Annotated in this window: 22 protein-coding genes; 8 read left to right on the top strand and 14 right to left on the bottom strand. The window is 61.0% G+C overall.

Going from position 1 to position 26,739, the window contains the following annotated elements; genetic code table 11:
- Window positions 1–29: 29 nt before the first annotated feature.
- Window positions 30–1,376, bottom strand: coding sequence for a metalloprotease PmbA (gene pmbA, locus AB4N92_RS16520; RefSeq protein ID WP_010213126.1), 1,347 nt, complete (start codon window positions 1,374–1,376; stop codon window positions 30–32).
- Between the two features lie 108 nt (window positions 1,377–1,484).
- Between pmbA and yjgA the strand changes: the two genes are divergently transcribed.
- Window positions 1,485–2,006, top strand: coding sequence for a ribosome biogenesis factor YjgA (gene yjgA / locus AB4N92_RS16515; RefSeq protein ID WP_010213128.1), 522 nt, complete (start codon window positions 1,485–1,487; stop codon window positions 2,004–2,006).
- Window positions 2,007–2,051: 45 nt separating this feature from the next.
- Here the strand turns inward: yjgA and tldD are convergent, their stop codons facing one another.
- The 8 genes from tldD to mreB form a co-directional block, all read right to left on the bottom strand.
- Complete coding sequence (gene tldD / locus AB4N92_RS16510; RefSeq protein WP_010213129.1) at window positions 2,052–3,494, bottom strand: metalloprotease TldD; 1,443 nt, start codon at window positions 3,492–3,494, stop codon at window positions 2,052–2,054.
- Window positions 3,495–3,510: 16 nt separating this feature from the next.
- Window positions 3,511–4,359 (bottom strand): carbon-nitrogen hydrolase family protein, encoded by an 849-nt coding sequence (locus AB4N92_RS16505; protein WP_010213131.1) that lies wholly within the window; start codon window positions 4,357–4,359, stop codon window positions 3,511–3,513.
- Window positions 4,360–4,407: 48 nt separating this feature from the next.
- The gene (locus AB4N92_RS16500; protein ID WP_198831953.1) at window positions 4,408–8,223 is read right to left on the bottom strand and encodes a YhdP family protein; all 3,816 of its coding nucleotides are present in this window, start codon (window positions 8,221–8,223) and stop codon (window positions 4,408–4,410) included.
- A 76-nt stretch (window positions 8,224–8,299) separates the two neighbouring features.
- The gene (gene rng, locus AB4N92_RS16495; protein ID WP_010213134.1) at window positions 8,300–9,757 is read right to left on the bottom strand and encodes a ribonuclease G; all 1,458 of its coding nucleotides are present in this window, start codon (window positions 9,755–9,757) and stop codon (window positions 8,300–8,302) included.
- Between the two features lie 70 nt (window positions 9,758–9,827).
- The gene (locus AB4N92_RS16490) at window positions 9,828–10,424 is read right to left on the bottom strand and encodes a Maf family protein (protein WP_010213136.1); all 597 of its coding nucleotides are present in this window, start codon (window positions 10,422–10,424) and stop codon (window positions 9,828–9,830) included.
- Between the two features lie 51 nt (window positions 10,425–10,475).
- Window positions 10,476–10,964: a rod shape-determining protein MreD gene (gene mreD, locus AB4N92_RS16485; protein ID WP_010213138.1), complete on the bottom strand. Its 489-nt coding sequence runs from the start codon at window positions 10,962–10,964 to the stop codon at window positions 10,476–10,478.
- Window positions 10,964–12,016 (bottom strand): rod shape-determining protein MreC, encoded by a 1,053-nt coding sequence (gene mreC, locus AB4N92_RS16480; RefSeq protein ID WP_370737436.1) that lies wholly within the window; start codon window positions 12,014–12,016, stop codon window positions 10,964–10,966. Before mreC ends, mreD begins: the two co-directional genes overlap by 1 nt.
- 188 nt (window positions 12,017–12,204) lie before the next feature.
- Window positions 12,205–13,242 carry a rod shape-determining protein MreB gene (gene mreB, locus AB4N92_RS16475; RefSeq protein ID WP_002555108.1) on the bottom strand — a complete coding sequence of 346 codons (1,038 nt, stop codon included), beginning with the start codon at window positions 13,240–13,242 and terminating at the stop codon, window positions 12,205–12,207.
- 210 nt (window positions 13,243–13,452) lie between these two features.
- On the opposite strand from mreB, the gene gatC reads away from it, so the two are divergent.
- The 6 genes from gatC (at window position 13,453) to AB4N92_RS16445 (ending at window position 18,675) form a co-directional block, all read left to right on the top strand.
- Entirely contained in the window at window positions 13,453–13,740 is a 288-nt protein-coding gene (gatC, locus tag AB4N92_RS16470; protein WP_010213142.1) for an Asp-tRNA(Asn)/Glu-tRNA(Gln) amidotransferase subunit GatC, read from the top strand.
- A gap of 16 nt (window positions 13,741–13,756) precedes the next feature.
- On the top strand, window positions 13,757–15,208 hold the full coding sequence (gene gatA, locus AB4N92_RS16465; RefSeq protein WP_042571663.1) for an Asp-tRNA(Asn)/Glu-tRNA(Gln) amidotransferase subunit GatA: 1,452 nt from the start codon (window positions 13,757–13,759) through the stop codon (window positions 15,206–15,208).
- 10 nt (window positions 15,209–15,218) lie between these two features.
- Window positions 15,219–16,664: an Asp-tRNA(Asn)/Glu-tRNA(Gln) amidotransferase subunit GatB gene (gene gatB, locus AB4N92_RS16460; RefSeq protein WP_010213144.1), complete on the top strand. Its 1,446-nt coding sequence runs from the start codon at window positions 15,219–15,221 to the stop codon at window positions 16,662–16,664.
- 157 nt (window positions 16,665–16,821) lie between these two features.
- Window positions 16,822–17,193, top strand: a complete 372-nt coding sequence (locus AB4N92_RS16455) for a septal ring lytic transglycosylase RlpA family protein (RefSeq protein ID WP_010213146.1) — start codon at window positions 16,822–16,824, stop codon at window positions 17,191–17,193.
- A 58-nt stretch (window positions 17,194–17,251) separates the two neighbouring features.
- Window positions 17,252–18,298, top strand: coding sequence for a calcium/sodium antiporter (locus AB4N92_RS16450; protein WP_021491889.1), 1,047 nt, complete (start codon window positions 17,252–17,254; stop codon window positions 18,296–18,298).
- Window positions 18,295–18,675 carry a carboxymuconolactone decarboxylase family protein gene (locus AB4N92_RS16445; protein ID WP_010213149.1) on the top strand — a complete coding sequence of 127 codons (381 nt, stop codon included), beginning with the start codon at window positions 18,295–18,297 and terminating at the stop codon, window positions 18,673–18,675. Before AB4N92_RS16450 ends, AB4N92_RS16445 begins: the two co-directional genes overlap by 4 nt.
- Here the strand turns inward: AB4N92_RS16445 and AB4N92_RS16440 are convergent.
- The 5 genes from AB4N92_RS16440 to kdgD form a co-directional block, all read right to left on the bottom strand.
- Entirely contained in the window at window positions 18,672–19,613 is a 942-nt protein-coding gene (locus AB4N92_RS16440; RefSeq protein ID WP_021491890.1) for an AEC family transporter, read from the bottom strand. The two genes, AB4N92_RS16445 and AB4N92_RS16440, sit on opposite strands and share 4 nt — an antisense overlap.
- A 189-nt stretch (window positions 19,614–19,802) precedes the next feature.
- Entirely contained in the window at window positions 19,803–21,356 is a 1,554-nt protein-coding gene (gene garD / locus AB4N92_RS16435) for a galactarate dehydratase (RefSeq protein ID WP_010213151.1), read from the bottom strand.
- 11 nt (window positions 21,357–21,367) lie between these two features.
- Window positions 21,368–22,732, bottom strand: coding sequence for an MFS transporter (locus AB4N92_RS16430; RefSeq protein WP_010213152.1), 1,365 nt, complete (start codon window positions 22,730–22,732; stop codon window positions 21,368–21,370).
- Window positions 22,733–22,831: 99 nt separating this feature from the next.
- Window positions 22,832–24,277 (bottom strand): aldehyde dehydrogenase family protein, encoded by a 1,446-nt coding sequence (locus AB4N92_RS16425; RefSeq protein WP_010213153.1) that lies wholly within the window; start codon window positions 24,275–24,277, stop codon window positions 22,832–22,834.
- A 54-nt stretch (window positions 24,278–24,331) separates the two neighbouring features.
- Window positions 24,332–25,243, bottom strand: coding sequence for a 5-dehydro-4-deoxyglucarate dehydratase (kdgD, locus tag AB4N92_RS16420; RefSeq protein WP_010213155.1), 912 nt, complete (start codon window positions 25,241–25,243; stop codon window positions 24,332–24,334).
- A gap of 234 nt (window positions 25,244–25,477) precedes the next feature.
- Between kdgD and AB4N92_RS16415 the strand changes: the two genes are divergently transcribed.
- Window positions 25,478–26,635 carry a phosphatidylcholine-hydrolyzing phospholipase C gene (locus AB4N92_RS16415; protein WP_010213157.1) on the top strand — a complete coding sequence of 386 codons (1,158 nt, stop codon included), beginning with the start codon at window positions 25,478–25,480 and terminating at the stop codon, window positions 26,633–26,635.
- Window positions 26,636–26,739: the final 104 nt, after the last annotated feature.

Here is a 26,739-nt window from a genome sequence, read left to right as displayed (position 1 = left end):
CGCCTTTATTGGGTGAAGCGTCGGAAGGGTCAGCTGCCAGCGACAGTCATCCGCTCGATCAACACAGAGCCTGTGCGAATGTTGCTGCGCAGTTCCAGATCATTACCCACAGCAACGATCTGCTTGAACATGTCGCGCATATTGCCGGCGATGGTCACCTCCTGGACGGCGAACTGAATTTCGCCATTTTCCACCCAGAAACCCGCCGCCCCCCGGGAGTAATCACCGGTGACCATGTTCAGGCCATGGCCCATTAACTCAGTCACTAGCAGGCCACGCCCCATTCGCCGCAGCAGCGCCGCCTGGTCTTCATCGCCGTGGGTGACGAACAGGTTATGCACGCCGCCGGAGTTGGCGGTGCTGGGCAGGCCCAGCTTGCGACCGGCGTATGTGCCCAGCACGTAAGACACCAACTCGCCCTTCTCGACGAACGGCTTGGCATAAGTCGCCAGGCCATCACCGTCGAACGACGTACTGCCCATGGCGCGCATCAAGTGCGGACGTTCATCGATGGTCAGCCACTCCGGGAACAGTTTCTGGCCGATCGAGCCTTCCAGGAACGAGGATTTGCGGTACAAGTTGCCACCGGAAATCGCCCCCAGGAAGCTGCCAAACAACCCACCGGCCAGTTCCGCTGAAAACAGCACCGGCACTTCACAGGTCGGCACCGGGCGCGCACCCAGACGGCTCGCCGCACGCTGCGCGGCGCGCTGACCAATGCTGACCGCGTCCGCCAGCAACTCGCCCTGACGGTTCACGTCATACCAGTAATCACGCTGCATCTGGCCATCGGCTTCGGCGATCATCACGCAGCTCAAGCTATGACGGGTGGATGCATAACCACCGATAAAGCCATGGCTGTTGCCATACACGCGGCACCCCTGGTGCGTGCTCAACGTGGTGCCATCCGCGTTCTTGATGCGGGGATCGGCGTCGAACGCGGCCGCTTCGCAGATCAGCGCCTTTTCAATGGCCTGTTCGGGTGTGATATCCCAGGCGTGAAACAGATCGAAATCCTGCAGGTCCTTGGCCATCAGCGCTTTATCGGCCAGGCCAGAGCTTTCATCCTCGGAGGTGTGCTTGGCGATTGCCAACGCTGCGGCCACCGTCTCGCGGATCGCGTCCGGACCGCTGGCCGAGGTGCTGGCCGAACCTTTGCGCTGCCCCATGTACAGCGTGATGCCGAAACCCTGGTCGCGGTTGAACTCAACAGTCTCCACTTCCCGCTGACGGACCGACGTCGACAGCCCCTGCTCCAGCGACACCGCCACTTCACAGGCACTGGCCCCCTGGCGCTTGGCCTCGGCAAGGATCTGCTCGACTTGTTCCTGCAGTGCCGGTAACGCTTGCGGACCGACGCTTTGGGCTGCACTCATGGTTATCTCCACTCAAATTCTGCTTTCGGTTAAGGCCATCGAGCGACCGGGCCGGACAAGCGGCCCCCGACTGGTTATCATGGCGGCGTTTCTTTGCGGACTGCCACCATGGTTGATTCTTACGACGACTCCCTCGATGGGGAGAAAAGCAAAACCCAGGTCAAACGTGAGCTGCATGCTCTGGTCGACCTCGGCGAGCGCCTTACTACGCTCAAAAAAGACTTGATTGCAAAACTGCCACTGACCGACGAAATGCGTCGTGCCCTGGCCGATGCGCCCAAGCACACCGCGAATATCGCGCGTAAACGGCACATCTCGTTTATCGGCAAGCTCATGCGCGATCAGGACATCGACGCCATTTTGACTTTGCTCGATCAAACCGATGCCTCGACTCGCCAGTACAACGAACGCTTCCATAACCTGGAACGCTGGCGTGACCGCCTGATCTCGGGCGATGACGCGGTGCTGGAGAAATTCGTGATGGACTACCCGGATGCGGACCGCCAGCAACTGCGCTCCCTGATCCGTCAGGCCCAGCACGAACTGGCGCATAACAAGGCGCCCGCCACCAGCCGTAAAATCTTCAAGTACATCCGTGAGCTGGACGAGACTCAACGCGGCCTGCGTTGATCCTCTTCCCCGGGTGGCGTTCTGCGCCACCCGAAGCTCCACCCCTTACGACCCCGTGCCACCCACGGTGATCGCATCAATCTTCAGCGTTGGCTGGCCGACACCCACCGGCACCGACTGCCCATCCTTCCCGCAGGTACCCACGCCGCTGTCCAGCGACAGGTCGTTACCGACCATCGACACCTTGCTCATCGCTTCAGGACCGTTACCAATCAACGTTGCGCCTTTGACCGGCGCGGTGATCTTGCCGTCTTCGATCAGGTACGCCTCGCTGGTGGAGAACACGAACTTGCCGCTGGTGATGTCCACCTGACCGCCGCCGAGGTTGGCGCAGTAGATGCCGCGTTTCACCGAAGCAATGATTTCCGCCGGATCGCTTTCGCCACCGAGCATGTAGGTGTTGGTCATCCGCGGCATCGGCAGGTGCGCGTAGGATTCACGCCGACCGTTACCGGTGCGCGCCACGCCCATCAGGCGGGCGTTAAGCTTGTCTTGCATGTAGCCCTTGAGCACGCCGTTTTCGATCAGGGTGGTGCATTCGGTTGGCGTGCCTTCGTCGTCGACGCTCAGCGAGCCACGGCGCCCGGCCAGGGTGCCATCATCGACGATGGTGCAGAGCTTGGACGCAACCATCTCGCCCATGCGCCCGCTATAGGCCGAACTGCCCTTGCGGTTGAAGTCACCTTCCAGGCCATGGCCGACCGCTTCGTGCAGCAGCACGCCGGACCAGCCCGAACCCAACACCACCGGCAATGTACCGGCCGGCGCCGGGATGGCTTCCAGATTGACCAGCGCCTGGCGCAACGCTTCACGGGCATACCCCATGGCACGGTCGTCGGTGAGGAAATAACGGTAGTCGGTACGCCCGCCGCCGCCATGGCCACCGCGTTCGCGGCGACCGTTCTGTTCGACGATCACACTGACGTTGAAGCGCACCAGCGGCCGCACATCCGCCGCCAGGCCGCCGTCGGTGGACGCCACCAGAATGCGCTCCCACACACCGGCCATGCTCACGGTGACTTGCTGGATACGCGGGTCGAGGGCGCGGGTTGCAGCGTCGATACGCTTGAGCAGCTCGACCTTTTCCGCACGACTGATCACTTCCAGGGGGTTATCCGGCGCGTACAACTGCGCCACGTCCTGGGTGCTGAACGCCTGCACCGTGCCATTTTGGCCCGCACGGGAGATCGAGCGCGCGGCACGCGCGGCCAGGCCCAAGGCTTCCAGGGTGATCGCGTTGCTGTAGGCAAAACCGGTTTTCTCACCGGACTGCGCACGCACACCCACACCCTGATCGAGGTTGAAACTGCCTTCCTTGACGATGCCGTCTTCCAGAGCCCAGGACTCGGAAATCTGCCCCTGGAAATACAGGTCGGCCGCGTCGATGCCCGGCCCGGCCAGATCGCCAAGCACGGTTTGCAAGCTTTCGATGGTCACGCCACCGGGGGCCAGGAGGTGATCACTGACTGAGGACAACAACTCGCTCATAGGTATGGCCTTAAATTCATCGTTCCGAAGCAGGTCGCTGTGCGCCCTGCGAGAAAAAGCGCCGATGGTTGACCACCGGCATGCGCGCCCGTATCGACGCCTGTTCACTGCTATCGCGTTCGGCCAGCAACACCGCTTCGCCTTTATCCTGTTGTGCCAGCACACGGCCCCAAGGGTCGACAATCGCCGCGTGGCCATAGGTTTCCCGTGGCCCCGGATGCACCCCGCCTTGAGCCGCCGCCAGCAGGTAACACTGGGTCTCGATGGCACGTGCACGGATCAGCACATCCCAGTGCGCGGCGCCGGTCACCGCCGTAAACGCTGAAGGCGCGGTGATCAATTCAGCCCCCGCCGCGCGCAGCTCACTGTACAGCTCGGGGAAGCGCAGGTCATAACACACCGTCAGGCCCAACCGGCCGACGGGCGTGTCCGCCACCACCACATGATCTCCGAAAGCATAGTCGTCGGATTCGCGATAGCGACCGCGAGCATCGGCGACATCCACATCGAACAGGTGCAGCTTGTCGTAACGGGCAACGATTTCGCCCTGATCATCGACCAGTAGCGAGCAGGCATTGGACTTGGCGTTCGGCCGATCCTTGGGCGGCAGCGGCAAAGTACCGGCCACTATCCATAAGGTGAGGTCGCGGGCGGTCTGTTTCAACCACGGCAGGATCGGGCCTTCGCCCAGCGCTTCGGCGCGACCGATGTCGGCCACGTCGCGGCGGCCCATGGCGGCGAAGTTTTCCGGTAATACCGCCAGCTTCGCGCCACCCGCCGCGGCGTGTTCCAGCAGACGCCGGGCCTGGGCCAGGTTGGCCAGCACATCGCTCTGGCTGACCATTTGAATTACCGCAAAGGACATGGACCGACCCTCCGTAATGGATAGGCCGCCATGCTACTCCACAGGCTCTCAGTTTGGCTTTTCAAATGGCTTATCGAAGGTGATTTTCGGGTCCTTCCACGGGCCTTCGACCTTGTATTGCACGCTGGCAAAGCGCGCAACACGGTCACCGATCAGTTTGTCGATCAGGAACAGCGCGCCACCAATGGCGGGCGCGCCCACGATCAGCGCGGCGATCGGCAGGTTATTGGTCACTGGCAGGGTGACCAGCAGCTTGGCGTCGACACGGTCTGTGACCAGGTCCAGGGTGCCGTTGAGCTCCAGGTTAGTGGAAGGCCCGGTCATGGTGATCGGCTCCCGGGTCACGAACACGCCATTACTGGCCGCCAACAAGCCTTTGACCCGGTCATAGCTCAAACCCTTGCCGAGCAAGTCCGAGAAGTCCAGCCGCAGACGGCGTCCAATGGAGTTGAAGTTCAGCAGGCCAAACACCCGCAGCGCCTGGGCGCCGCCTTCCACTTCTACGAACTGGCCGTTGCGGAACGATGCGTCCAGACTACCGGAGAAACGCTTGGGCCCGACGTAGGCTGGCGAGCCGGGCCAGCGACCGTCCACATCCAGATGGAAATCCTGACTGGTGACAGTGGGCGCATAACCCCAACCCTTGAGCACATCACCGATATTCTTGCCATCCAGACGGCCTTTGTACCAACTGCTGCTGTCGCCCGCCGTCCCTTCCCAACCACCGGCGCCCTTGAGCTGCATGCCCTTGAGGCCAAGGTCCAGGTTATTGAAGGCCATGCCTTTGGCCGTCGGGCGGATTTTCAGCGACCAGGTGCCTATCAGGTCCGGGCCCTGGAACAGCTGGTCGATGGCGATATCCAGTGCAGGGATATTTTTTGGATCGACATCGGCCAAGGGGTCTGGCGCGTTTTCGTCAGCCTGCACCGTCGGGTCCACTGCCGGCAGCTTCACATACTGCAGGTTGATCGCAATCGGCGCGCCTTTGGCGTCCGGCAGGTTGACCGTGCCCTTGGCTTGCTGACTGTCGAGCTGCAGGCCCCAGGCCGCAGGCTTGCGGTCCAGTTGCAGATTGACCTGATCAAACTGAGTGCCAAAGCCGGTCAGCTTGCCTACCTTGAAGTCGGCACCACTGAGCAACTGCTTCGCGCTACCGCCCGGATCATTGCCCGCGTAGCGGTCTACCAGTTTCTTCCACGGGTCGATATCGAGTTCAGACAGCACGCCGCGAATACGCAAACCCTTGGCCCCTGGCAACACTGCATCGCCATCGCCGAGGAAAAGTTCGCCACGCCCGTCGTTGAATTTGTCCGGCGGCGCGGCAAACGTGAAGTTGGCCAGTTCGCCGTAGTCAAACCAATAACGACGCTCGGCGCCCTGCAAGGTCATGCGGAACACACTGTCACGTCCTTGGCTGGCGGGCATGCCGAACGGTGCCGGCAGGTCCACGGCAACGCCCTTCAGATTGGAGCTGACCATCAATTGGCTATCGGCGCCATCCAGGGTCAGTTGCAGTTGGTAAGGCACATCGCCGGACACTGGCAACGGTTGGCTGATATTCAACCAGTCCGTCAGCCGCTTGACCGTCACTTGGCCCTTGGCAGTCACACGCGTGCTGATATTCCCCGGCTTGCCATCGGCAACAATCTGCGCAGTGATCGGCCGGTCGAACGCCTGGGCCGTGATGTTCTGGCCACTGAGGCCCTTGGCGCTGTCGAAACGGAAATCGCCCTTGAGCTGGGTCAAGTCCAGGGTCGGCTCTGCCAATTGCAGGCGCGATTTATCCGTCTTGAAGTCCACCACGATCTTCGGCTCGGTGCCTTTCGCCAGTGGTATATCCAGGTCAAGGCTGCCTTGCAGGTCACCGTCACCTTTCCAGCCGGCAAAGGTCGAAGCGGTGCCGATCGGCGCTTCCTGGAGGATTTTCAAACCGTCGCCCAAGCCACCGGCAAACCCACCCGTCAACAACAGATGACTGTCCTTGCCCTCCGGGGCGTGGGGAATATTGACGTAGACGTCCTTGACCTTGGTGTCGAGCAACTGGCCCTTGCTGGCGAGGATGCGTACGCCGCTCTCCTCGACAAACACTTCGCCGCTGACCTTGCTCACATGAGGCCAGCCCGGCTGAAACGCCAATTCGGCGTCATGCACCTTGAAGAACAGGCTGATATTACGCGACGCCGGTAGCGCGTCGTGGTTCAGCGACCCCTGATACTGGAAGAAGCCCTGGTCCACTGCGCCCTTGAGAATCGCGGTGCGCAGCCACTCATCCAGCGCCGGGCTCAACACCGCAGGCAGGTACTTGGGGGTGAATCGCCCATCACCATCGACCATGCCGACCCGCAGGTCCATGTAGTCTTCCTGGCTGTGGTCGAAATGCAGGCGAATCAGGAAATCGGCAGCGACGTTGCCCTCCTCACCCAGCACCTTGATGTATGGGGCAATCAGGGTGAAGCCTTCCTTGTCGAGCTTCCACGTCAGGCGTGCATTGGCCTGGATGTACTGCCACGGCTTGGCAAAGATCGGATCGAGGTGCAGGGAAAAGTCCTTGCTGTCCATGCGTAACTCGCCATGGCCCAGATCGCCGCTGATGCTGCCGGATACGTTACGCGCGGCGGGCGCACCCATGTAGGCATCAAACCCGATGCGTTCGAGGTTGGCGGCGAAGCTGACTTTTTGATCGGTCGTATCTTCAGGACGAAAGTCCACCAGCACATTACGCAGCAGGCCTGTGGCCTTAAGGTGCTGGATAGTCTTGGCAAAACCTTCCGGCAGCGGCGCCAGGGCATTGAGCAGCGGCGTGATCGGGGTCAGGTCCAGGCGGTCGGCCTGGAGCTTCCAGACTTCCAGATCCTTGTCGGTGGCCAGGCGCTGTTGCAGTTGCAGGCGCGATTCCCAGCGGGTGTCCCCCAGGTTCATCGCCAGTGAGTCGAACAGGACCTTGAGACCGGTTTCGCTGCGTTGCAGGTAAGCGGTGAGCGCCAGATTCTCGATATGCACAGGTTTGCGGTCGGCGTAGCTGCCCTTCACCTGCGGCGAATTGAGGCGCACCACCGCGCTCTGCACGGTGCCTTGGGCCCAGGTCAGCCAGAATTCACCACCGGCCTTGAATTGGGTGAGCTTCCACTGCTGGGTCAGTTTGGCCGGAATCCACTTGGCCCAGTCGCTTTGCGGCAGGCTCAGGTAGGCCTGGACTTCACCGTCCTTCCATTGACTGGCGCGAATACGCGTGCGCAGGCTCACCGCCAATGGCTGGCCGTCGGGCAAGGTCAGGCGTGCATCCAGGCGTTGGCGGGTGACGCCAGTGTGCAGGCTCAGGCCGACATACGTCAGGGTCACCGGCGCCTGGTCAAATGGCTGCAAGGTCACCTGGCTGTCGAGCAACGACACGCGCTCGACCTTTTGCATGTTCTTGAGCAGCTGCTCAGGGTCCACGGGCTGATCGTCCTGCACCGGCAGACCTTGCAGCGCCCACTTGCCATCCTTGTCTTCCTTGGCACTGAGCTGCAGACCGCCGACCTGCAGGTGGGCAATGCGCACCTCGCGGGCCATCAGGCTGGCCCACATATCCGGCACCACTTCGACCTGATCCAGACGCAAGGCACTGCTGCCCTCGCCCAGCATCACATCGTGGGCCCGCAATACCGGTGCGAACCCGCTCCAGCGGCCTTCAACGCTGCCAATGTGCAGCGGCATGTCCACCGCGGCCTGGGCCTTGGCTTCGATCTCCGCACGGTACTCGGCCACCAGCGGCGTCAATTCACGCCCCAGGCTCACATACACCGCCGCCAATACCAGCAACAAGGCACAGAGGCCCAGGCTCCAACGGGTCAAAGCGGCAAAAAAGCGTATCAGACGCTCCATGTCAGGCGACCCTCAAGGCAGTAGTCGGACGGCAGATCAAGGCCTGCCTGTCTCATAAAAGGTAAGCGAATGGGGATCAGAGCAGCACCACGTCGTATTGTTCCTGGGAATACATGGTTTCGACCTGGAAGCGTATCGTGCGCCCGATAAACCCTTCCAGCTCAGCAACGTTACCGGACTCTTCATCCAGCAACCGGTCGACCACTTTCTGGTTGGCGAGCACTCTGTAACCTTCGGCCTGGTAGGCTCGCGCTTCTCGCAGGATTTCGCGGAAAATCTCGTAGCAAACGGTTTCCGGCGTCTTCAATTTACCGCGCCCCTGGCAACTGCTGCACGGCTCGCACAATACCTGCTCCAGGCTTTCGCGGGTGCGCTTGCGCGTCATCTGCACCAGGCCCAGCTCGGTGATGCCGATAATGTTGGTCTTGGCGTGATCGCGCTCCAGCTGTTTCTCCAGGGTACGCAGTACTTGGCGCTGGTGCTCTTCATCTTCCATGTCGATGAAGTCGATGATGATGATGCCGCCGAGGTTGCGCAGGCGCAGTTGGCGCGCGATCGCGGTGGCGGCTTCGAGGTTGGTCTTGAAGATGGTTTCTTCGAGGTTGCGATGGCCCACGAACGCGCCGGTGTTGACGTCGATAGTGGTCATGGCTTCCGCCGGGTCCACCACCAGGTAGCCTCCGGACTTGAGTGGCACCTTGCGTTCCAGGGCTTTCTGGATTTCGTCTTCGACGCCATACAGGTCGAAGATCGGTCGCTCGCCGGGGTAGTGTTCCAGGCGGTCGGCAATTTCCGGCATCAGCTCGGCCACAAATTGCGTGGTGCGCTGGAATGTTTCCCGCGAGTCGATGCGAATTTTCTCAATCTTCGGGCTGACCAGGTCGCGCAACGTACGCAGGGCCAGGCCGAGGTCTTCGTAGATCACACTGGGTGCGCCGATGGTCTTGATCTGTGCGCCGATCTGGTCCCATAGCCGCCGTAGATAACGGATATCCATGAGGATCTCATCGGCACCCGCACCTTCAGCGGCAGTGCGCAGGATGAAGCCGCCCGCTTCCTTGATGCCTTCGGCAGCCACGCAGTCGCTGACCACCTTTTTGAGACGCTCGCGCTCGGCTTCGTCTTCGATCTTCAGGGAAATACCGACATGCGCGGTGCGCGGCATGTACACCAGGTAACGCGACGGAATCGACAGCTGAGTGGTCAGGCGCGCGCCTTTGGAACCGATGGGGTCCTTGGTGACTTGCACCACCAGGCTCTGCCCTTCGTGCACCAAGGCGCTGATGCTTTCTACCGCCGGCCCTTCGCGCAGGGAAATTTCCGAAGCATGGATAAACGCGGCTCGGTCCAGGCCGATGTCGACGAACGCCGCCTGCATTCCCGGCAATACCCGCACGACTTTGCCTTTGTAGATATTGCCGACGATCCCGCGTTTCTGGGTGCGCTCAACGTGCACTTCTTGCAGAACACCGTTCTCTACCACCGCCACGCGCGATTCCATCGGCGTGATATTGATCAGAATCTCTTCACTCATGGCTGGGTCTCGTTCAGGCGTTTTCACAATAGTGACCGGTCGCTTAAGGCTGGGCGCTGGAATACGGCGTTCAGCGCGCGGTAAGGTTTTGCCAACAGGGTATGCCGAATTGGGCGAGCAGTTGTGCGGTTTCGCACACCGGCAGGCCTACCACAGCGGAATAACTGCCATTGAGTCCGGCGACAAATACTGAGCCCAACCCTTGAATAGCATAGCCGCCCGCCTTGTCCTGGGGTTCGCCACTCTGCCAGTAGGTGGTCGCTTCCTCGACGGAAATCCCGCGAAACCGTACACGACTGCTTACACAAACAGTCTCGCAACGCTGGCCATCGGTGAGGGCAATAGCGGTCAGCACGTCATGTTCACGCCCCGCCAGCGCCATCAGCATTGCCAGGGCATCGGCCTGATCCACGGGCTTACCGAGTATCTGGCCATCGACGATCACGGCGGTATCGGCACCCAGCACACACACGTCGTCAGTGCTTTCGAGCACAGCAAAACCCGCCGCCGCCTTGCCGCGCGCAAGGCGCTCGACGTAGGAAACGGCGGATTCGTTTGTAAGAGGAGTTTCATCGATAGCGGCGCTGACCACGGTGAAAGGCACACCGATCTGGACCAGCAGTTCACGCCGCCTCGGGGAGCCCGAGGCCAGGTAAAGCGAATTCATTGCAGACTCTCCCTGTAGGGTTCGATAACCAGGCAGAGCCTCGCAATCCATTCAATTGATTTTATAGCGACGACGCAACCCACGCAGACCGAAGCTGATCCATGGCCAGAGCAAGGCACTGACCAGCGCCGGCAATACCAGCGCCAGGGTTGGCTGGCGGTTGCCGGTCAAGGCGCTCAGCCACAGCTGAACCAACTGCGCCAGGCCGAAGATCACCAGGATCACCAGGCACTGCTGCCACATCGGGAACATGCGCAGGCGTTGCTGCAACGACAACACCAGGAAGGTGATCAGGGTCAGGATCAACGCGTTCTGACCCAGCAAGGTGCCATAGAGCACATCTTCCGCCAAGCCCAGGAACATCGCCGTGACCATGCCGACTTTATGCGGCAGGTTCAGCGACCAGAAGGCCAGCAGCAGTGCCAGCCAGAGCGGGCGCAGGATTTCCATGAATTGCGGCAATGGCGAAACGCTAAGCAGCATACCGATAGCAAAGGTCAGCCAGACGATCCAGCCGTTGCGCGAATGAGTATTGGCCATTATTCCTCCCTCTGCCGCGTGGTTGCCGGGGCAGTTGCCGGAGGCTTGGCAGCCGGTGTCGCGGCTGCGGGTTTAGTCACTGCCGGCTTGGCTGGAGGCGTGCTATGGGCTGCCGGCTTGACCGGGGTGGCGACGGGCGCTGCCGGAGCCGCCGTCGGTGCGGGTGGCCCCACGAATGCCGGCTTGGGCACCGTCGCCGGAACGATCGCAGCTGTACCGTTTTGCTTGTCTTCCGCTTCCTGCGCCTGCGCAGCGTCGTTGGCGCGCTCTTCCGGCGTACGGTTATCACTGAACACCAGCAGCAGGTAACGGCTGCGGTTCAGGGCGGCAGTCGGCACGGCACGCACAATGGCGAACGGCTGACCGGAATCGTGGATTACTTCCTTGACCGTCGCCACCGGGTAACCCGCCGGGAAACGCTGGCCCAGGCCGGAGCTGACCAGCAGATCGCCTTCCTTGATGTCAGCGGTGTCAGCCACATGGCGCAATTCCAGACGCTCCGGATTACCGGTGCCGCTGGCAATCGCGCGCAGGCCATTGCGGTTGACCTGCACCGGAATGCTGTGGGTCGTGTCCGTCAGCAGCAATACCCGCGAGGTGTAGGGCATCAGCTCAACCACCTGGCCCATCAGGCCACGGGCGTCGAGCACGGGCTGGCCGAGGACCACACCGTCGCGCTCACCCTTGTTGATGATGATGCGATGGGTGAAGGGGTTGGGGTCCATGCCGATCAACTCAGCCACTTCGACCTTTTCGTTGACCAGTGCGGAGGAATTGAGCAACTCGCGCAGCCGAACGTTCTGCTCGGTGAGGGCCGCGAGCTTCTGCATGCGCCCCTGCAACAGCAGGTTTTCGGTCTTGAGTTTTTCGTTCTCGGCGACCAGCTCGGTGCGGCTGCCGAATTGGCTGGCCACGCCCTGGTACAGACGTTGCGGCAGGTCGGTGATCCAGTAAGTCTGCATCAACACCAGCGACATCTGGCTGCGCACGGGTTTGAGCAGTGCAAAGCGGGCATCGACCACCATCAGCGCGACCGAAAGCACGACCAGCACCAACAGGCGCACGCCCAATGAGGGGCCTTTGGCGAAAAGCGGTTTAATAAGCCGCTCCTCCCAGGCAAATGTTCTCTTTATTCATACGGCATCTAACCGGCCTGGATGCAGATTGAAGAAGATAAACGCCAACAGGCAGCACTGCAAAGTGCTGCCTGCGGGCGAAACATGGGCTGACCAGCAATGACTTATTCGCTGGAGAGCAGGTCCATGGTGTGTTTATCCATCATTTCCAGTGCACGACCACCGCCACGGGCAACGCAAGTCAGCGGGTCTTCGGCGACGATCACCGGCAGCCCAGTCTCTTGGGCCAGCAGCTTGTCGAGGTCGCGCAGCAAGGCGCCACCACCGGTCAGTACCAGGCCACGCTCGGCGATGTCGGAAGCCAGTTCCGGCGGCGATTGCTCCAGGGCGCTTTTCACCGCCTGAACGATAGTGGCCAGGGACTCTTGCAGAGCTTCCAGCACTTCATTGGAGTTCAGGGTGAAGGCACGTGGAACGCCTTCGGCCAGGTTGCGACCGCGCACATCGACTTCGCGCACTTCGCCGCCTGGGTAGGCGGTGCCGATTTCCTGCTTGATGCGCTCAGCGGTGGATTCACCGATCAGGCTGCCGTAGTTACGACGTACATAAGTGATGATCGCTTCGTCGAAGCGGTCGCCGCCTACGCGTACGGATTCGGCATACACCACACCATTCAGGGAGATCAGGGCGATTTCAGTGGTACCACCACCGATATCCACCACCATCGAACCGCGGGCTTCTTCAACCGGCAGGCCGGCACCGATCGCAGCAGCCATTGGCTCTTCGATCAGGAACACTTCACGGGCACCGGCGCCAAGGGCCGATTCACGGATGGCACGACGCTCAACCTGGGTGGACTTGCATGGAACGCAGATCAGCACACGAGGGCTGGGCTGCAGGAAACTGTTTTCGTGAACCTTGTTGATGAAGTACTGCAGCATCTTCTCGCAGACACTGAAGTCGGCGATCACGCCGTCTTTCATCGGACGAATGGCAGCAATATTGCCTGGTGTACGGCCGAGCATGCGCTTGGCCTCGGTGCCGACGGCAACGACACTTTTCTGATTACCATGGGTCCGAATGGCCACAACCGATGGCTCATTCAGGACGATACCGCGCTCGCGCACGTAAATAAGGGTGTTGGCAGTGCCCAGGTCAATGGAAAGATCGCTGGAAAACATGCCACGCAGTTTCTTGAACATGGGAAAGGGACCCTAGGCAACGCGTGGGTAAAAAAGTGCGGCAAACTCTAACAACGACAGGGATTTTGGGCAAGGCGCCAATGTGCTAAATTGGCCGACTTTCTGTGCACCTAACCCCACAATCGCGGCCGTAAGACCGTAGAAATGCGGTAGTGTTCCGACAATCTAACACACGGACAGCCTCCGTTCTGTTTTCCACTGGAGATTCCCATGACGCTTGAACGCTCCGACGTGGAAAAAATCGCGCACCTGGCCTCGCTTGGCCTCAATGATGCCGATCTTCCACAGACCACCGCAGCCCTGAACAGCATTCTCGGGCTGGTCGACCAAATGCAGGCCGTAAATACCGACGGTATCGAGCCCCTGGCTCACCCGCTGGAAGCCAGCCAGCGCCTGCGCGCAGACGTCGTGACCGAGAGTAATAATCGCGAGGCCTACCAGTCCATCGCGCCAGCGGTCGAAAACGGCCTGTATCTGGTTCCGAAAGTCATCGACTAAAGGGAAAGAGCCTGCAATGCATCATATGACTCTGGCCGAGATCGCCCGCGGTCTCGCCGACAAAACGTTTTCTTCCGAAGAGCTGACCAAGACCCTGCTGGCGCGCATCGCCGAGCACGATCCCAAGGTCAACAGCTTCATCAGCCTCACCGAAGAGCTGGCCTTGAGCCAGGCCAAGGCCGCCGACGCACGTCGCGCCAACGGTGAAAATGGCGCACTGCTGGGCGCACCGATCGCCCACAAGGACCTGTTCTGCACCCAGGGCATCCGCACCAGCTGCGGCTCGAAGATGCTCGACAACTTCAAGGCTCCCTACGACGCCACTGTGGTGTCCAAGCTGGCTGCCGCCGGGGCCGTGACCCTGGGCAAGACCAACATGGACGAATTCGCCATGGGTTCGGCCAACGAGTCGAGCTACTACGGCGCGGTGAAAAACCCGTGGAACCTGGACCACGTGCCTGGCGGTTCGTCGGGTGGTTCGGCGGCCGCAGTTGCTGCGCGCTTCCTGCCCGCCGCCACGGCCACCGATACCGGCGGTTCGATCCGCCAGCCAGCGGCCTTTACCAACCTCACCGGCCTGAAGCCGACCTACGGTCGCGTTTCCCGTTGGGGCATGATCGCCTACGCCTCCAGCCTCGATCAGGGTGGCCCTCTGGCGCGCACCGCTGAAGACTGCGCAATTTTGTTACAAGGCATGGCAGGCTTCGATAAACAGGACTCCACCAGCATCGACGAGCGCGTGCCGGACTACAGCGCCAGCCTGAACACGTCGCTCAAGGGCCTGCGTATCGGTGTGCCGAAGGAATACTTCAGCGCCGGTCTCGACCCGCGCATTGCTGAGCTGGTGCACAACAGCGTGAAGACGCTGGAAAGCCTGGGTGCCGTCATCAAGGAAATCAGCCTGCCGAACAACCAGCACGCAATTCCTGCGTACTACGTGATCGCGCCGGCAGAAGCCTCTTCCAACCTGTCGCGCTTCGACGGCGTGCGTTTCGGCTATCGCTGCGAAAACCCGAAAGACCTCACCGACCTTTATAAGCGCTCCCGTGGCGAAGGTTTCGGTGCCGAAGTGCAACGCCGGATTATGGTCGGTGCCTACGCCCTGTCGGCCGGTTACTACGACGCGTACTACCTCAAGGCGCAGAAAATCCGTCGCCTGATCAAGAACGACTTCATGGCAGCCTTTGAAGAAGTCGACGTGATCCTCGGCCCAACCACGCCAAACCCGGCCTGGAAGATCGGCGCCAAGACCGGCGACCCGATCGCCGAGTACCTGGAAGACCTGTACACCATCACCGCCAACCTCGCGGGCCTGCCGGGCTTGTCCATGCCTGCCGGTTTCGTCGATGGCCTGCCGGTCGGCGTGCAATTGCTCGCCCCGTATTTCCAGGAAGGCCGCCTGCTCAATGTGGCGCACCAGTACCAGTTGAACACCGACTGGCACACTCGCACCCCTACCGGCTTCTGAGGAGAACACTATGCAATGGGAAGTTGTGATCGGGCTGGAGATTCATACCCAGCTCGCCACCCAATCGAAGATTTTCTCCGGTAGCGCCACCACGTTCGGCTCCGAGCCCAACACCCAGGCCAGCCTGGTCGACCTGGGCATGCCCGGCGTACTGCCGGTGCTGAACCAGGAAGCGGTACGCATGGCGGTGATGTTCGGCCTGGCAATTGACGCCGAGATCGGCCAGCACAACGTGTTCGCGCGTAAGAACTACTTCTACCCGGACCTGCCCAAAGGCTACCAGATCAGCCAGATGGAACTGCCGATCGTCGGCAAGGGCCACCTGGACATTCCTCTGGAAGACGGCACCATCAAGCGCGTCGGCGTAACCCGCGCGCACTTGGAAGAAGACGCCGGTAAAAGCCTGCACGAAGAATTCCCGGGCGCCACCGGTATCGACCTGAACCGTGCCGGCACGCCGCTGCTGGAAATCGTGTCCGAGCCGGACATGCGCAGTGCCAAGGAAGCCGTAGCCTACGTCAAGACCATCCACGCGCTGGTGCGCTACCTGGGCATCTGCGACGGCAACATGGCTGAAGGTTCGCTGCGTTGCGACTGCAACGTGTCGATCCGTCCAAAGGGCCAGGTCGAGTTCGGCACTCGCTGCGAGATCAAGAACGTCAACTCGTTCCGCTTCATCGAGAAAGCGATCAACAGCGAAGTGCGTCGCCAGATCGAGCTGATCGAAGACGGTGGCAAGGTCATCCAGCAAACCCGCCTGTACGACCCGAACAAAGATGAAACCCGCGCCATGCGCAGCAAAGAGGAAGCCAACGACTACCGTTACTTCCCCGATCCGGACCTGTTGCCGGTGGTGCTTGAGGACTCGTTCCTCAACGACATCCGGGCCACCCTGCCGGAATTGCCGCAGCAGAAACGCGAGCGCTTCCAGGCGCAGTTCGGCCTGTCGGTCTACGACGCCAGCGTGCTGGCTTCCAGCCGTGAGCAAGCCAACTACTTTGAAAAAGTCGTGAGCATTGCCGGTGACGCCAAGCTGGCGGCCAACTGGGTGATGGTTGAACTGGGCAGCCTGTTGAACAAGCAGGGCCTGGAAATCGACGAAGCCCCAGTCTCCGCCGAGCAATTGGGCGGCATGCTGCTGCGCATCAAGGACAACACCATCTCCGGCAAAATCGCCAAGACCGTGTTTGAAGCGATGGCCAGCGGTGAAGGCAGCGCCGATGAAATCATCGAGAAACGCGGTCTCAAGCAAGTCACCGACAGCGGCGCGATCTCGGCCGTGCTGGATGAAATGCTCGCAGCCAACGCCGAGCAGGTCGAACAGTACCGTGCGGCGGACGAAGCCAAGCGCGGCAAGATGTTCGGCTTCTTTGTCGGCCAGGCGATGAAAGCCTCCAAAGGCAAGGCCAACCCGCAACAGGTGAACGAACTGCTGAAAAGCAAGCTCGAAGGCTGATAGCGATGGACAGTCCGGGCGGAAATTTCACTTCCCACCCGGATACCCTGTGGGAGCGGGCTTGCCTGCGATTGCATCCCCTCGATGTTCTTGAGACACCGAGTTATCTGCATCGCAGGCAAGCCAGCTCCCACATTTGTTATGGGGCATCTTGAACATGAAGCGTCTACTCGGCCTCCTGGCCTTGTTCTCCCTACTGGCCGGTTGCGCCAGCGGCATCATCAACCCCAACGGCTACGACGAAACCGGCACCGCCTCCTATTACGGCGCCAAGCACCATGGCAATAAGACAGCCAGCGGTGAACCCTTCAATCAGAACGCCCTGACCGCCGCCCACCGGCGATTGCCGTTCGGCACCCAGGTCAAGGTCACCAATCTCGACAACGACAAATCCGTGGTTGTCCGCATCAATGATCGCGGCCCGCATACCCGTGGGCGCTTGATTGATCTTTCGCGCAAGGCTGCCCAGCAACTGGGTATGATCAGCAGCGGCACCGCGCGTGTGCGCGTGCAAGCCCTGAGCAACTGAAGACGGAGCCCTGACCATTTTCGGATTAACCGCCCTCTCGCCCTGGAGCCTGCTGGAATTGGTCAGCGGCCTGGTCCTGCTGATCATCGGCGCCGAAATCCTGGTGCGCGCCGCCGTGCGCCTGGCCGCGAGCCTCAAGGTGCGGCCGCTGATCATCGGCCTGACGATCGTGGCCTTCGGCAGCAGCGCACCGCAGATGACCGTCAGCCTGCAAGCCACGCTGGCCGGCAACACCGATATCGCGGTGGGCAGCGTGATCGGCAGCAGTATCTTCAACATTCTGGTCACCCTGGGCCTGTCGGCGCTGATCATTCCGCTGCGGGTCTCGCGCCAGCTGGTGCGCCTGGATATTCCGGTAATGATCCTGGCCGGGCTGCTGGTGTTCACCCTCGCCGCCAATGAAGCACTCACGCCACTCGACGGCCTGGTGCTGCTCGTTGCCCTGGTCGCCTACCTCGGTGTGCTGCACTACCAGACCCGTCATTCCCGCCGCCCGCGCACGCTGGACACCGTGGCCCGCGCGCCCTGGCTGAGCAGCGTGCTGCTGATGCTTGGCGGGCTGCTGATTCTGGTGCTGGCCGGCCATTTGCTGTTGGGCGCAGCCGTCGATGTGGCGGGCGACTTGGGCTTGTCGGAACGTGTGATCGGCCTGACCTTGATCGGCGTCGGCACCTCGCTGCCATGCCTGGCGACCTCGCTGATTGCCGCCCTGCGTGGCGAACGGGAAATCGCCGTGGGCAACGTGATTGGCAGCAACCTGTTCAACCTGCTGGGCGTATTGGGCCTGACCGCCCTGCTCGCGCCCTCGCCGCTGTCGGTATCGCCCAATGCCCTGGATTTCGACCTGCCGGTGATGCTCGGCGTGGTGGTGCTGTGCCTGCCGGTGTTTTACACCGGCTACCGCGTGACCCGCGCCGAAGGCCTGGTGCTGCTGGGCCTGTACCTGGCGTACGGCCTGCATGTGATGGCCTTTACCACCGGCATGCCCCTGGCCAGCAAGCTTGAACAACTGATGCTGTATTACGTCCTGCCAGTGCTGGTGGCTTTTCTGTTGTTCAGCACGCTGCGAGCCTGGCGCCGCCAAAACAAGAGGGAGCCGCAATGACCGATCAGAAAAAGCCCGGGGTTGAGATGCGTCGCCAGGTCATGGGCGATGTGTTCGTCGACCGCGCCTTGGGCAACGCCACCGAGTTCACCCAGCCGCTGCAGGACTTCGTCAATGAACATGCCTGGGGCAGCGTGTGGAACCGCGAAGGTCTACCGCTGAAGACCCGCAGCCTGATCACCCTCGCAGCCCTCACCGCGCTCAAGTGCCCGCAGGAACTCAAGGGCCATGTGCGCGGTGCGCTGAACAATGGCTGTACCGTGGAAGAGATCCGCGAGGCACTGCTGCATTGCGCGGTGTATGCCGGTGTGCCGGCGGCGATTGATGCGTTTCGTGCGGCGCAGGAAGTGATCGAAACCTATCAGAAAGAGGGCTAGATCCAGCCGCCCGCCTGCAACACAAAGATTCCGATATTGGTGGTCACCGCCGCCATCAAGGTGGTGATCACGATAATCGCTGCCGCCAGCTCATGATTACCCTCGGCTGCCCTGGCCATCACAAAACTGGCGGCTGCGGTCGGCGCACCGAAGTACAGGAACAGAATCCCCAGCTCCGGCCCCCGGAAGCCCAACAGCCAGGCGCCCAGCGTCGCGACAACCGGCAAACCGATCATCTTCACCAGGCTGGCGCTCAGGGCCATGCTCCCGCTTTTGCGCAGGGCCGCCAGCGACAGGGTGCCACCGATACAGATCAGCGCCAGCGGCAAGGTCATGTCCGCAAGGTACTGGCCCGAAGACTCCAGCCAACCCGGCAAGCCAATCTGGAACACCGCGAACGGCGTGGCTGCGATCACACTGATGATCAGCGGGTTGGCCACCACGCTCTTGCAGATGCTCCACGGATCGGACTTGATCACCGGGCTGTACACCGCCAGCACGATGGTCGACAGGGTGTTGTAGAACAGGATCACCAGTGCCGCGAGAATCGCGCCCAGGGAGATGCCGTAGTCGCCGTACATGCTGGCAGCCAGCGCCAGACCGATCACGCCGTTATTGCCGCGAAACGCACCCTGGGTATAGATGCCGCGGTCTTCACGCGGGCACCGAAAGATCGCCCAACCCCAGGCCAGCGCGAAGCTGAGCAAGGTGGCGACGGCAAAATAGATCAGCAAGCCCGGCTTGAGCGCCGAGTGCAGGTCGGCATGCAGGATGCCGAGGAACAGCAGCGCCGGCATGGTGACGTTGAACACCAGGGACGAGGCCGTGTGGATAAAGTTGTCGTTGATCCAATTGACGCGCTTGAGCAGCACACCGAGGAACAGCATGGCAAACACCGGCGCGGTGATGGTGAGGGTGGTGAGGAAAATTGCCAGCATGCCGGGAGAGCCTTGGTGAGCGTCGGTAGGTGGCTAATGATAAGCCATGCAGCCCTGCGGCGTCTGGTAGGACGCCTTCGCGAGCAAGTCGAATCGTCGCACCACCGCTCCCACACTTGACCGAGTTCCAGCATGAGAATGCGGTCAAGTGTGGGAGCGGGTTTACTCGCGAAGGCAGGCGACCCGGTCTCAGGTAATGGGCGCAGGGTTGAACAAGGTGATGTCGTTATGCAGTTTGTGATGCTCCGCCCACGTCTGCTTCCTGCCGCTGGCCACATCCAGGTAGAAATGGAACAACTCCCAACCCAGCTCCTCGATGGTCGCGCGCCCGGTGGCAATGCGCCCGGCGTCGATATCGATCAGGTCCGGCCACCGCTGCGCCAACTCCGTACGGGTCGAGACCTTGACCACCGGCGCCATTGCCAATCCGTAAGGTGTGCCACGCCCGGTGGTGAACACGTGCAAGTTCATCCCCGCCGCCAATTGCAAGGTGCCGCACACAAAGTCACTGGCCGGCGTTGCGCAAAAGATCAGGCCCTTGCCCTTGAAACGCTCGCCTGGGCCCAGCACGCCGTTGATCGCGCTGCTGCCGGATTTGACGATGGAGCCCAGGGACTTCTCGACGATGTTCGACAACCCGCCCTTCTTGTTGCCCGGCGTGGTGTTGGCGCTGCGGTCCGCCTCGCCCTTGGCCAGGTAACGGTCGTACCAATCCATTTCCCGGACGAGTTCCTGGGCGACTTGCGTGTTTTCGGCGCGAGACGTCAGCAGGTAAATGGCATCGCGCACTTCGGTGACTTCGGAAAACATCACCGTCGCCCCGGCCCGTAGCAGCAAGTCCGAGGCATAGCCCAGCGCCGGGTTGGCGGTGATGCCGGAAAACGCATCACTGCCGCCACACTGCATGCCCAGAATCAACTCGGACGCCGGCACGGTTTCGCGGCGGCGCTGGTCGAGTTTCTTCAAGCGCGTCTCGGCCAGTGCCATGATCTGCTCGATCATTTCGGTAAAACCGTGGCTGGAATCCTGCAGCCGGTACAGCCAGGGCTCGCTCAGGTCGACCGAGCTGTCGTTGTCGTGCATCACCTGCCCGGCCTGCAATTTCTCGCAGCCCAGACTGATGACCAGGGCTTCACCGCCCAGGTTCGGGTTGCGCGCCAGGTTGCGCACGGTACGGATCGGAATGTAGGCATCCGTTGCAGTGATCGCCACGCCGCAGCCGTAGCTGTGGGTCAGCGCCACCACGTCGTCGACGTGCGGGTACTTGGGCAGCAATTCGTCCTTGATACGCTTGACCGCATGGTCCAGCACACCGGTGACGCACTGCACCGTGGTGGTGATGCCGAGGATATTGCGCGTGCCCACAGTGCCATCCGCGTTGCGGTAGCCCTCGAAGGTAAACCCTTCCAGCGGTGCCTGGGCCTCAGGCACCTCGGTGGACAGCGGCAAGCTGTCCAACGGCGGCGCGGTAGGCATGCGCAGTTGATCCTCCTGCACCCAACTGCCCCGCGGAATCGGCGCCAGGGCGTAACCGATGGTCTGGCCGTAGCGAATAATCTGACCGCCCTCGGGGATATCTTCCAGGGTCACCTTGTGGCTCTGGGGGATGAAGTCCACGGTCACCAGGCCATCCGGGAACTCGGTCCCGGCCGGTACGCCCTGGTCATTGACCACAATCACCACGTTGTCGCGTTCGTGCAAACGAATCGAGCGCGGCGAGTCGGCATGTTCAATCAACTGCATCACACGGCCCCTCAGGAATGCGCTTCGGTTAGGCGGGTCAACTCAGGCCCCTGGGTAGGCGGCTCTTTGAGTACTACACGCTTGATCGGGCCAACGATGACCAGGTAGCTGAACACCGCCACCAGCGCGTTGGCGCCGACGAACACCAAGGCCCATTTGAACGAACCGGTGGTGCTGATGATGTAGCCGATCACAATCGGCGTGGTAATCGACGCAAGGTTACCGAAGGTGTTGAACAAACCACCACTGAGACCGGCGATTTGTTTCGGCGAGGTGTCGGATACCACCGCCCAACCCAGTGCGCCAACGCCTTTGCCGAAGAAGGCCAAGGCCATGAAGCCCACCACCATCCATTCGATATCCACATAGTTGCAGGCCACGATGCTGCTGGAGATCAGCAGGCCACCAATGATCGGCGCCTTGCGGGCGAAGGTCAGGGAGTGGCCTTTGCGCAGCAGGTAGTCGGAAATCACCCCGCCGAGCACGCCGCCGATAAACCCGCAGATCGCCGGCAACGAGGCGATGAAACCGGCCTTGAGGATCGTCATGCCACGGTCCTGCACCAGGTACACCGGGAACCACGTAAGGAAGAAGTAGGTGATGCCGTTGATGCAGTACTGGCCCAGGTACACGCCGAGCATCATGCGGTTGGTCAACAGTTGGCGGATGTAGTCCCACTTCGGACCGTCGGTTTTCTTACCCTTGCCTTTGTCCTGATCCATATCGACCATCGCACCATTGGCGGCGATATGGTTGAACTCGGCTTCGTTGATCATCGGATGCTGGCGCGGGCTGTGGATAACTTTCAACCAGATCAGCGAGAAAATGATGCCGATCACGCCCATCACGATAAACACGTGCTGCCAGCCGAAGCTGTAGACGATCCACCCCATCAGCGGCGCAAACAGCACCGTGGCGAAGTATTGCGCAGAGTTAAAGATCGCTGAAGCCGTACCGCGTTCTGCCGTAGGAAACCACGCCGCCACAATACGGGCATTTCCGGGAAACGACGGCGCTTCGGCCAAGCCCACCATGAAGCGCAGCATGAACAGCGCAACCACGGCGGTGGACACACCAAACTCACCGACATAGCCTTGCAGCACGGTGAACAGAGACCAGGTGAAGATGCTCAGGGCATAGACTTTTTTCGAGCCGAACCGGTCCAGCAGCCAGCCACCGGGAATTTGCCCGGCCACGTAGGCCCAACCGAATGCGGAGAAGATGTAACCGAGCGTGACCGCGTCGATGCCGAGGTCTTTTTGCAGGCTGGAGCCTGCGATGGCGATAGTGGCCCGGTCGGCGTAGTTGATCGTGGTCACCAGGAACAGCATGAGCAGGATCAAATAGCGGACATGGGTCGGCTTGGTCGCTTGCATGAAGAAGTACTCCCACTAATTATTTTTTTTGCGGGTAATGGTTTTCTGTTTTTGCCGTGGGGAGCCGACAGGCATCCGGCCCCCACTGGGTGTTGCGTATTACGAACCGATGTAGCTGGTTTTCACCACGGTGTAGAACTCTTGCGCATAGCGACCTTGCTCCCGCGAGCCATAGGACGAGCCTTTACGGCCGCCGAAGGGAACGTGGTAATCCACACCTGCCGTCGGCAGATTGACCATCACCATCCCGGCCTGGGAATGACGCTTGAAGTGGTTGGCGTACTTGAGCGATGTGGTGGCAATGCCCGCCGACAGCCCGAACTCGGTGTCATTGGCCATGGCCAGCGCTGCTTCGTAGTCCGCTACGCGCACGACGTTGGCGACCGGGCCGAAGATCTCTTCACGGCTGATACGCATGGCGGCTTCGCTGTCGGCAAACAGCGTCGGTGCCAGGTAGTAACCTTCGGTATCGCAGGTCACCAGGCCACCACCGCTGACCAGCCGCGCACCTTCGCTTTGGCCGATGTCGATGTATTTGAGGTCCTGGTCCAACTGGGCCTGGGAAACCACCGGGCCAATGTCGGTGCCGCTTTTCAGCGCGTGGCCGACCTTGATCGACTTCATGCGCTCAGCCATGGCCGCGACGAACTGGTCGTGGATACCGGCGGTGACGATCAGGCGACTGGACGCTGTGCAGCGCTGGCCGGTGGAGTAGAACGCGCTCTGTACGGACAGCTCGACGGCCTGCTTGAGGTCGGCGTCGTCGAGGATGATCTGCGGGTTCTTGCCGCCCATTTCCAACTGCACTTTGGCCTGGCGCGACACACAACTGACGGCGATCTGACGACCAACACCGACAGAACCGGTGAAGCTGATGCCATCGACTTTCGGGCTATTGACCAGCACGTCGCCGACCACGCGACCGCTGCCCATCACCAGATTGAACACACCGGCGGGGAAACCGGCGCGGGAAATGATCTCTGCCAGGGCCCAGGCGCAACCCGGTACCAGCTCGGCGGGCTTGATCACCACGCAGTTGCCGTAGGCCAGGGCCGGGGCAATTTTCCAGGCGGGGATGGCGATCGGGAAGTTCCACGGCGTGATCAGGCCGACCACCCCCAAGGCTTCGCGAGTGACTTCTACATTGACGCCCGGGCGAACCGACGGCACGTAGTCGCCGGACAGCCGCAGGCATTCACCGGCGAAGAACTTGAAAATATTGCCGGCGCGGGTCACTTCGCCGATGGCTTCGGGCAGGGTCTTGCCCTCTTCACGGGCCAACAGGGTGCCGAGCTCTTCGCGGCGCGCGAGGATTTCACTGCCGACTTTATCCAGAGCGTCATGGCGCGCCTGGATCCCGGAAGTGGACCAGGCCGGGAATGCCGCGCGGGCCGCATCGATGGCGGCGTTGACCTGGGTAACATCCGCCTTGGCGTATTCACCAATGACATCGGACAACTCCGACGGGTTGAGGTTGACGCAATAGTCAGCGCCGGCCACCCACTGGCCATTGATGTAGTTGTCAAAACGTTGGGCTTGGGACACGAATCTTCTCCTGACGCAAAAGGCCGCTGATTGCTCAGCGGCCTTGTAGATGAGTTATTGCGCGCCTTGCTTGTCGATCAGCGCGGCCAGGGCTTCATATTCTTCCGGCAACAGGTCGGTCAGCGGCGTGCGTACCGGACCTGCGTCGTAGCCGACGATTTTTGCACCCGCCTTGACGATGCTGACGGCATACCCGGCCTTGCGGTTACGGATGTCCAGGTATGGCAGGAAGAAGTCGTCGATGATCTTGGAAACGGTGGCGTGATCGTCCTTGGCAATCGCGTGGTAGAAGTCCATCGCGGTTTTCGGGATGAAGTTGAACACCGCCGAGGAGTACACCGGAACTCCCAGGGCCTTGTAGGCAGCGGCGTAAACCTCCGCAGTCGGCAGGCCGCCGAGGTAGCTGAAACGATCACCGAGGCGGCGACGAATCGACACCATCAACTCGATATCACCCAGGCCATCCTTGTAGCCGATCAGGTTCGGGCAGCGCTCGGCCAGGCGTTCCAGCAGCGGAGCGGTCAGGCGGCAGACGTTACGGTTGTAGACCACCACACCGATCTTGACCGACTTGCACACGGCCTCAACGTGGGCCGCAACGCCATCCTGGCTGGCTTCGGTGAGGTAGTGCGGCAGCAGCAGCAGACCTTTGGCGCCGAGGCGTTCGGCTTCCTGAGCGTACTCGATGGCCTGGCGTGTCGAACCGCCCACACCGGCGAGGATCGGCACACTGGTCGCGCAGGTATCCACTGCGGTTTTCACCACCTGGGAATATTCGCTGGCCGCGAGGGAAAAGAACTCACCGGTACCGCCAGCAGCGAACAAAGCCGTGGCGCCGTAAGGGGCCAGCCATTCAAGGCGCTTGATGTAGCCCGCCTGGTGGAAATCACCCTGGGCGTTGAAATCGGTCACCGGGAAAGACAGCAGACCGTGGGAAAGGATGGACTTCAGTTCTTGTGGATTCATTATTCGAACACCCTGGGCGAAGACTTTCTATCGAAAGGTTGTTGTTGGTTTTGGTGATGTCGTACGTCATCGTACAACTATAAAACAATTCGTCAACTGCAATTCATCAGACTTCGTTCTGAGAGCGTTGAATGCGCGCCTTCTTGACGTAGGAATTTTTTACTCTATGCTCGATTTAGCTGTATATACATACAGCTATCACGGAAGATTCCTACGACATAGCAAGGAGCTAACATGTCAGGTCTTGAACTCGCCGCACCCGAAAAGAACCCACCCACATTGCGCTTCGAAGGCGGTGAACACACTGCCATCGGCGATGACACCCTGTTGCGCTTCGTCAAGGATGCCCCGGCGATTCCCGCACGCCAGGTCGAGCTGCACCTGCCCAATGGGCTGGCGCTGACCTATGGCCAAGTGATCGCCCTCGGGGGCGACTTCTATGGCGTCCCCGGCCAACCGATCAGCGATGGCGCCTCCCCCGCCGAGCGCGTACAACGCTTTACCGCAGCCTTCAATACGCTCGCCGTGCTGCCCGCCTCGCGGGAAGAAGCGCACAAGATCCTTGCGGTGATGCAAAAGGAGATCAATGCGGTCAAGCAGGCGATCAAGGACGGCAAACAAGCCCATGAAGCCTACGACGCGCTGGGTGATACGTTGTCCGAGGAATGGAACCGCATCACGGGCGGCGGCAGCGCAGTTTCGGCGCTGATTCCGTTGGGACGTTACCTGAAACTGGCGGCGGACAATGCCGACCACTTCGGCGAATGGGCGCTGTCGGCCTATCTGGCGGGGCACACGGCGGCGCTGCAACAAGCCGTCGTGGCGCACCAGACCGGCACCGACCCAGCGCTGGAACTGGCGTATGCCATGAACAGTTTTGCTGATCACTTTTTGACCGACCTGTTCTCCGCTGGCCATCTGCGAGTACCACGCAAACAACTCGCCGCCGTGGTCACTCCCGGTGAACTGGGTTCGCTGATCAGCCGCTTCATGCACGACGAAGACAGCAAATTCGGACTCAAGGTGCGTAACGCCATGGGCGATCAGTGGCACGCGTATGGAGACAAACGCTACTTCGACGCCATCGATGCGGACAATCGGGTGCAGGTCAAACGTGCGGTGCAGGCTTCGGCGGATGAAATTTTCGAAACCTTCATCAGCGGTATTGCGCCCTCTCCAGCCAACTTCAAGGCGCCGCTGTATGTGCCAGACCTGAATGCGGCGCAAAACCCGGCGAACAACTTCTCGCCGCTGTTCAAGATGGAGGGGGACAAGGTGCTGCGTCGTAAGGAGGTGAATGACTTGAACGACAAGCACTGGACGAATGATTGGTGGGGGTGGAGTACGTATTTGTTGTTGAAGGACTACAAGCCAAATACGCCGCGGCCTTGAGCCGGGGTCCGCTCCAGGCGTGCCTGATACCGCTCGTCAGAACTGTGAATTCTGACAGTATCAGCACATTTCCACCCCTCCTAACGTGATGAGGCCCGCACATG

This window comes from Pseudomonas sp. S3_A09, assembly GCF_054668065.1.
The sequence above is the reverse complement of the archived record's forward strand: the minus strand, read 5'-3'. Positions and strand labels throughout refer to the sequence as shown.

Coding starts and splice junctions, on each gene's coding strand:
- AB4N92_RS16440 (WP_021491890.1), bottom strand. CDS start 19,613: ATGCTGGCAATTTTCCTCACCACCCTCACCATCACCGCGCCGGTGTTT.
- tldD (WP_010213129.1), bottom strand. CDS start 3,494: ATGAGCGAGTTGTTGTCCTCAGTCAGTGATCACCTCCTGGCCCCCGGT.
- kdgD (WP_010213155.1), bottom strand. CDS start 25,243: ATGAATCCACAAGAACTGAAGTCCATCCTTTCCCACGGTCTGCTGTCT.
- gatC (WP_010213142.1), top strand. CDS start 13,453: ATGACGCTTGAACGCTCCGACGTGGAAAAAATCGCGCACCTGGCCTCG.
- AB4N92_RS16415 (WP_010213157.1), top strand. CDS start 25,478: ATGTCAGGTCTTGAACTCGCCGCACCCGAAAAGAACCCACCCACATTG.
- rng (WP_010213134.1), bottom strand. CDS start 9,757: ATGAGTGAAGAGATTCTGATCAATATCACGCCGATGGAATCGCGCGTG.
- AB4N92_RS16490 (WP_010213136.1), bottom strand. CDS start 10,424: ATGAATTCGCTTTACCTGGCCTCGGGCTCCCCGAGGCGGCGTGAACTG.
- gatB (WP_010213144.1), top strand. CDS start 15,219: ATGCAATGGGAAGTTGTGATCGGGCTGGAGATTCATACCCAGCTCGCC.
- AB4N92_RS16430 (WP_010213152.1), bottom strand. CDS start 22,732: ATGCAAGCGACCAAGCCGACCCATGTCCGCTATTTGATCCTGCTCATG.
- AB4N92_RS16500 (WP_198831953.1), bottom strand. CDS start 8,223: ATGGAGCGTCTGATACGCTTTTTTGCCGCTTTGACCCGTTGGAGCCTG.
- AB4N92_RS16455 (WP_010213146.1), top strand. CDS start 16,822: ATGAAGCGTCTACTCGGCCTCCTGGCCTTGTTCTCCCTACTGGCCGGT.
- garD (WP_010213151.1), bottom strand. CDS start 21,356: ATGCAGTTGATTGAACATGCCGACTCGCCGCGCTCGATTCGTTTGCAC.
- AB4N92_RS16445 (WP_010213149.1), top strand. CDS start 18,295: ATGACCGATCAGAAAAAGCCCGGGGTTGAGATGCGTCGCCAGGTCATG.
- yjgA (WP_010213128.1), top strand. CDS start 1,485: ATGGTTGATTCTTACGACGACTCCCTCGATGGGGAGAAAAGCAAAACC.
- mreB (WP_002555108.1), bottom strand. CDS start 13,242: ATGTTCAAGAAACTGCGTGGCATGTTTTCCAGCGATCTTTCCATTGAC.
- pmbA (WP_010213126.1), bottom strand. CDS start 1,376: ATGAGTGCAGCCCAAAGCGTCGGTCCGCAAGCGTTACCGGCACTGCAG.
- mreD (WP_010213138.1), bottom strand. CDS start 10,964: ATGGCCAATACTCATTCGCGCAACGGCTGGATCGTCTGGCTGACCTTT.
- gatA (WP_042571663.1), top strand. CDS start 13,757: ATGCATCATATGACTCTGGCCGAGATCGCCCGCGGTCTCGCCGACAAA.
- AB4N92_RS16505 (WP_010213131.1), bottom strand. CDS start 4,359: ATGTCCTTTGCGGTAATTCAAATGGTCAGCCAGAGCGATGTGCTGGCC.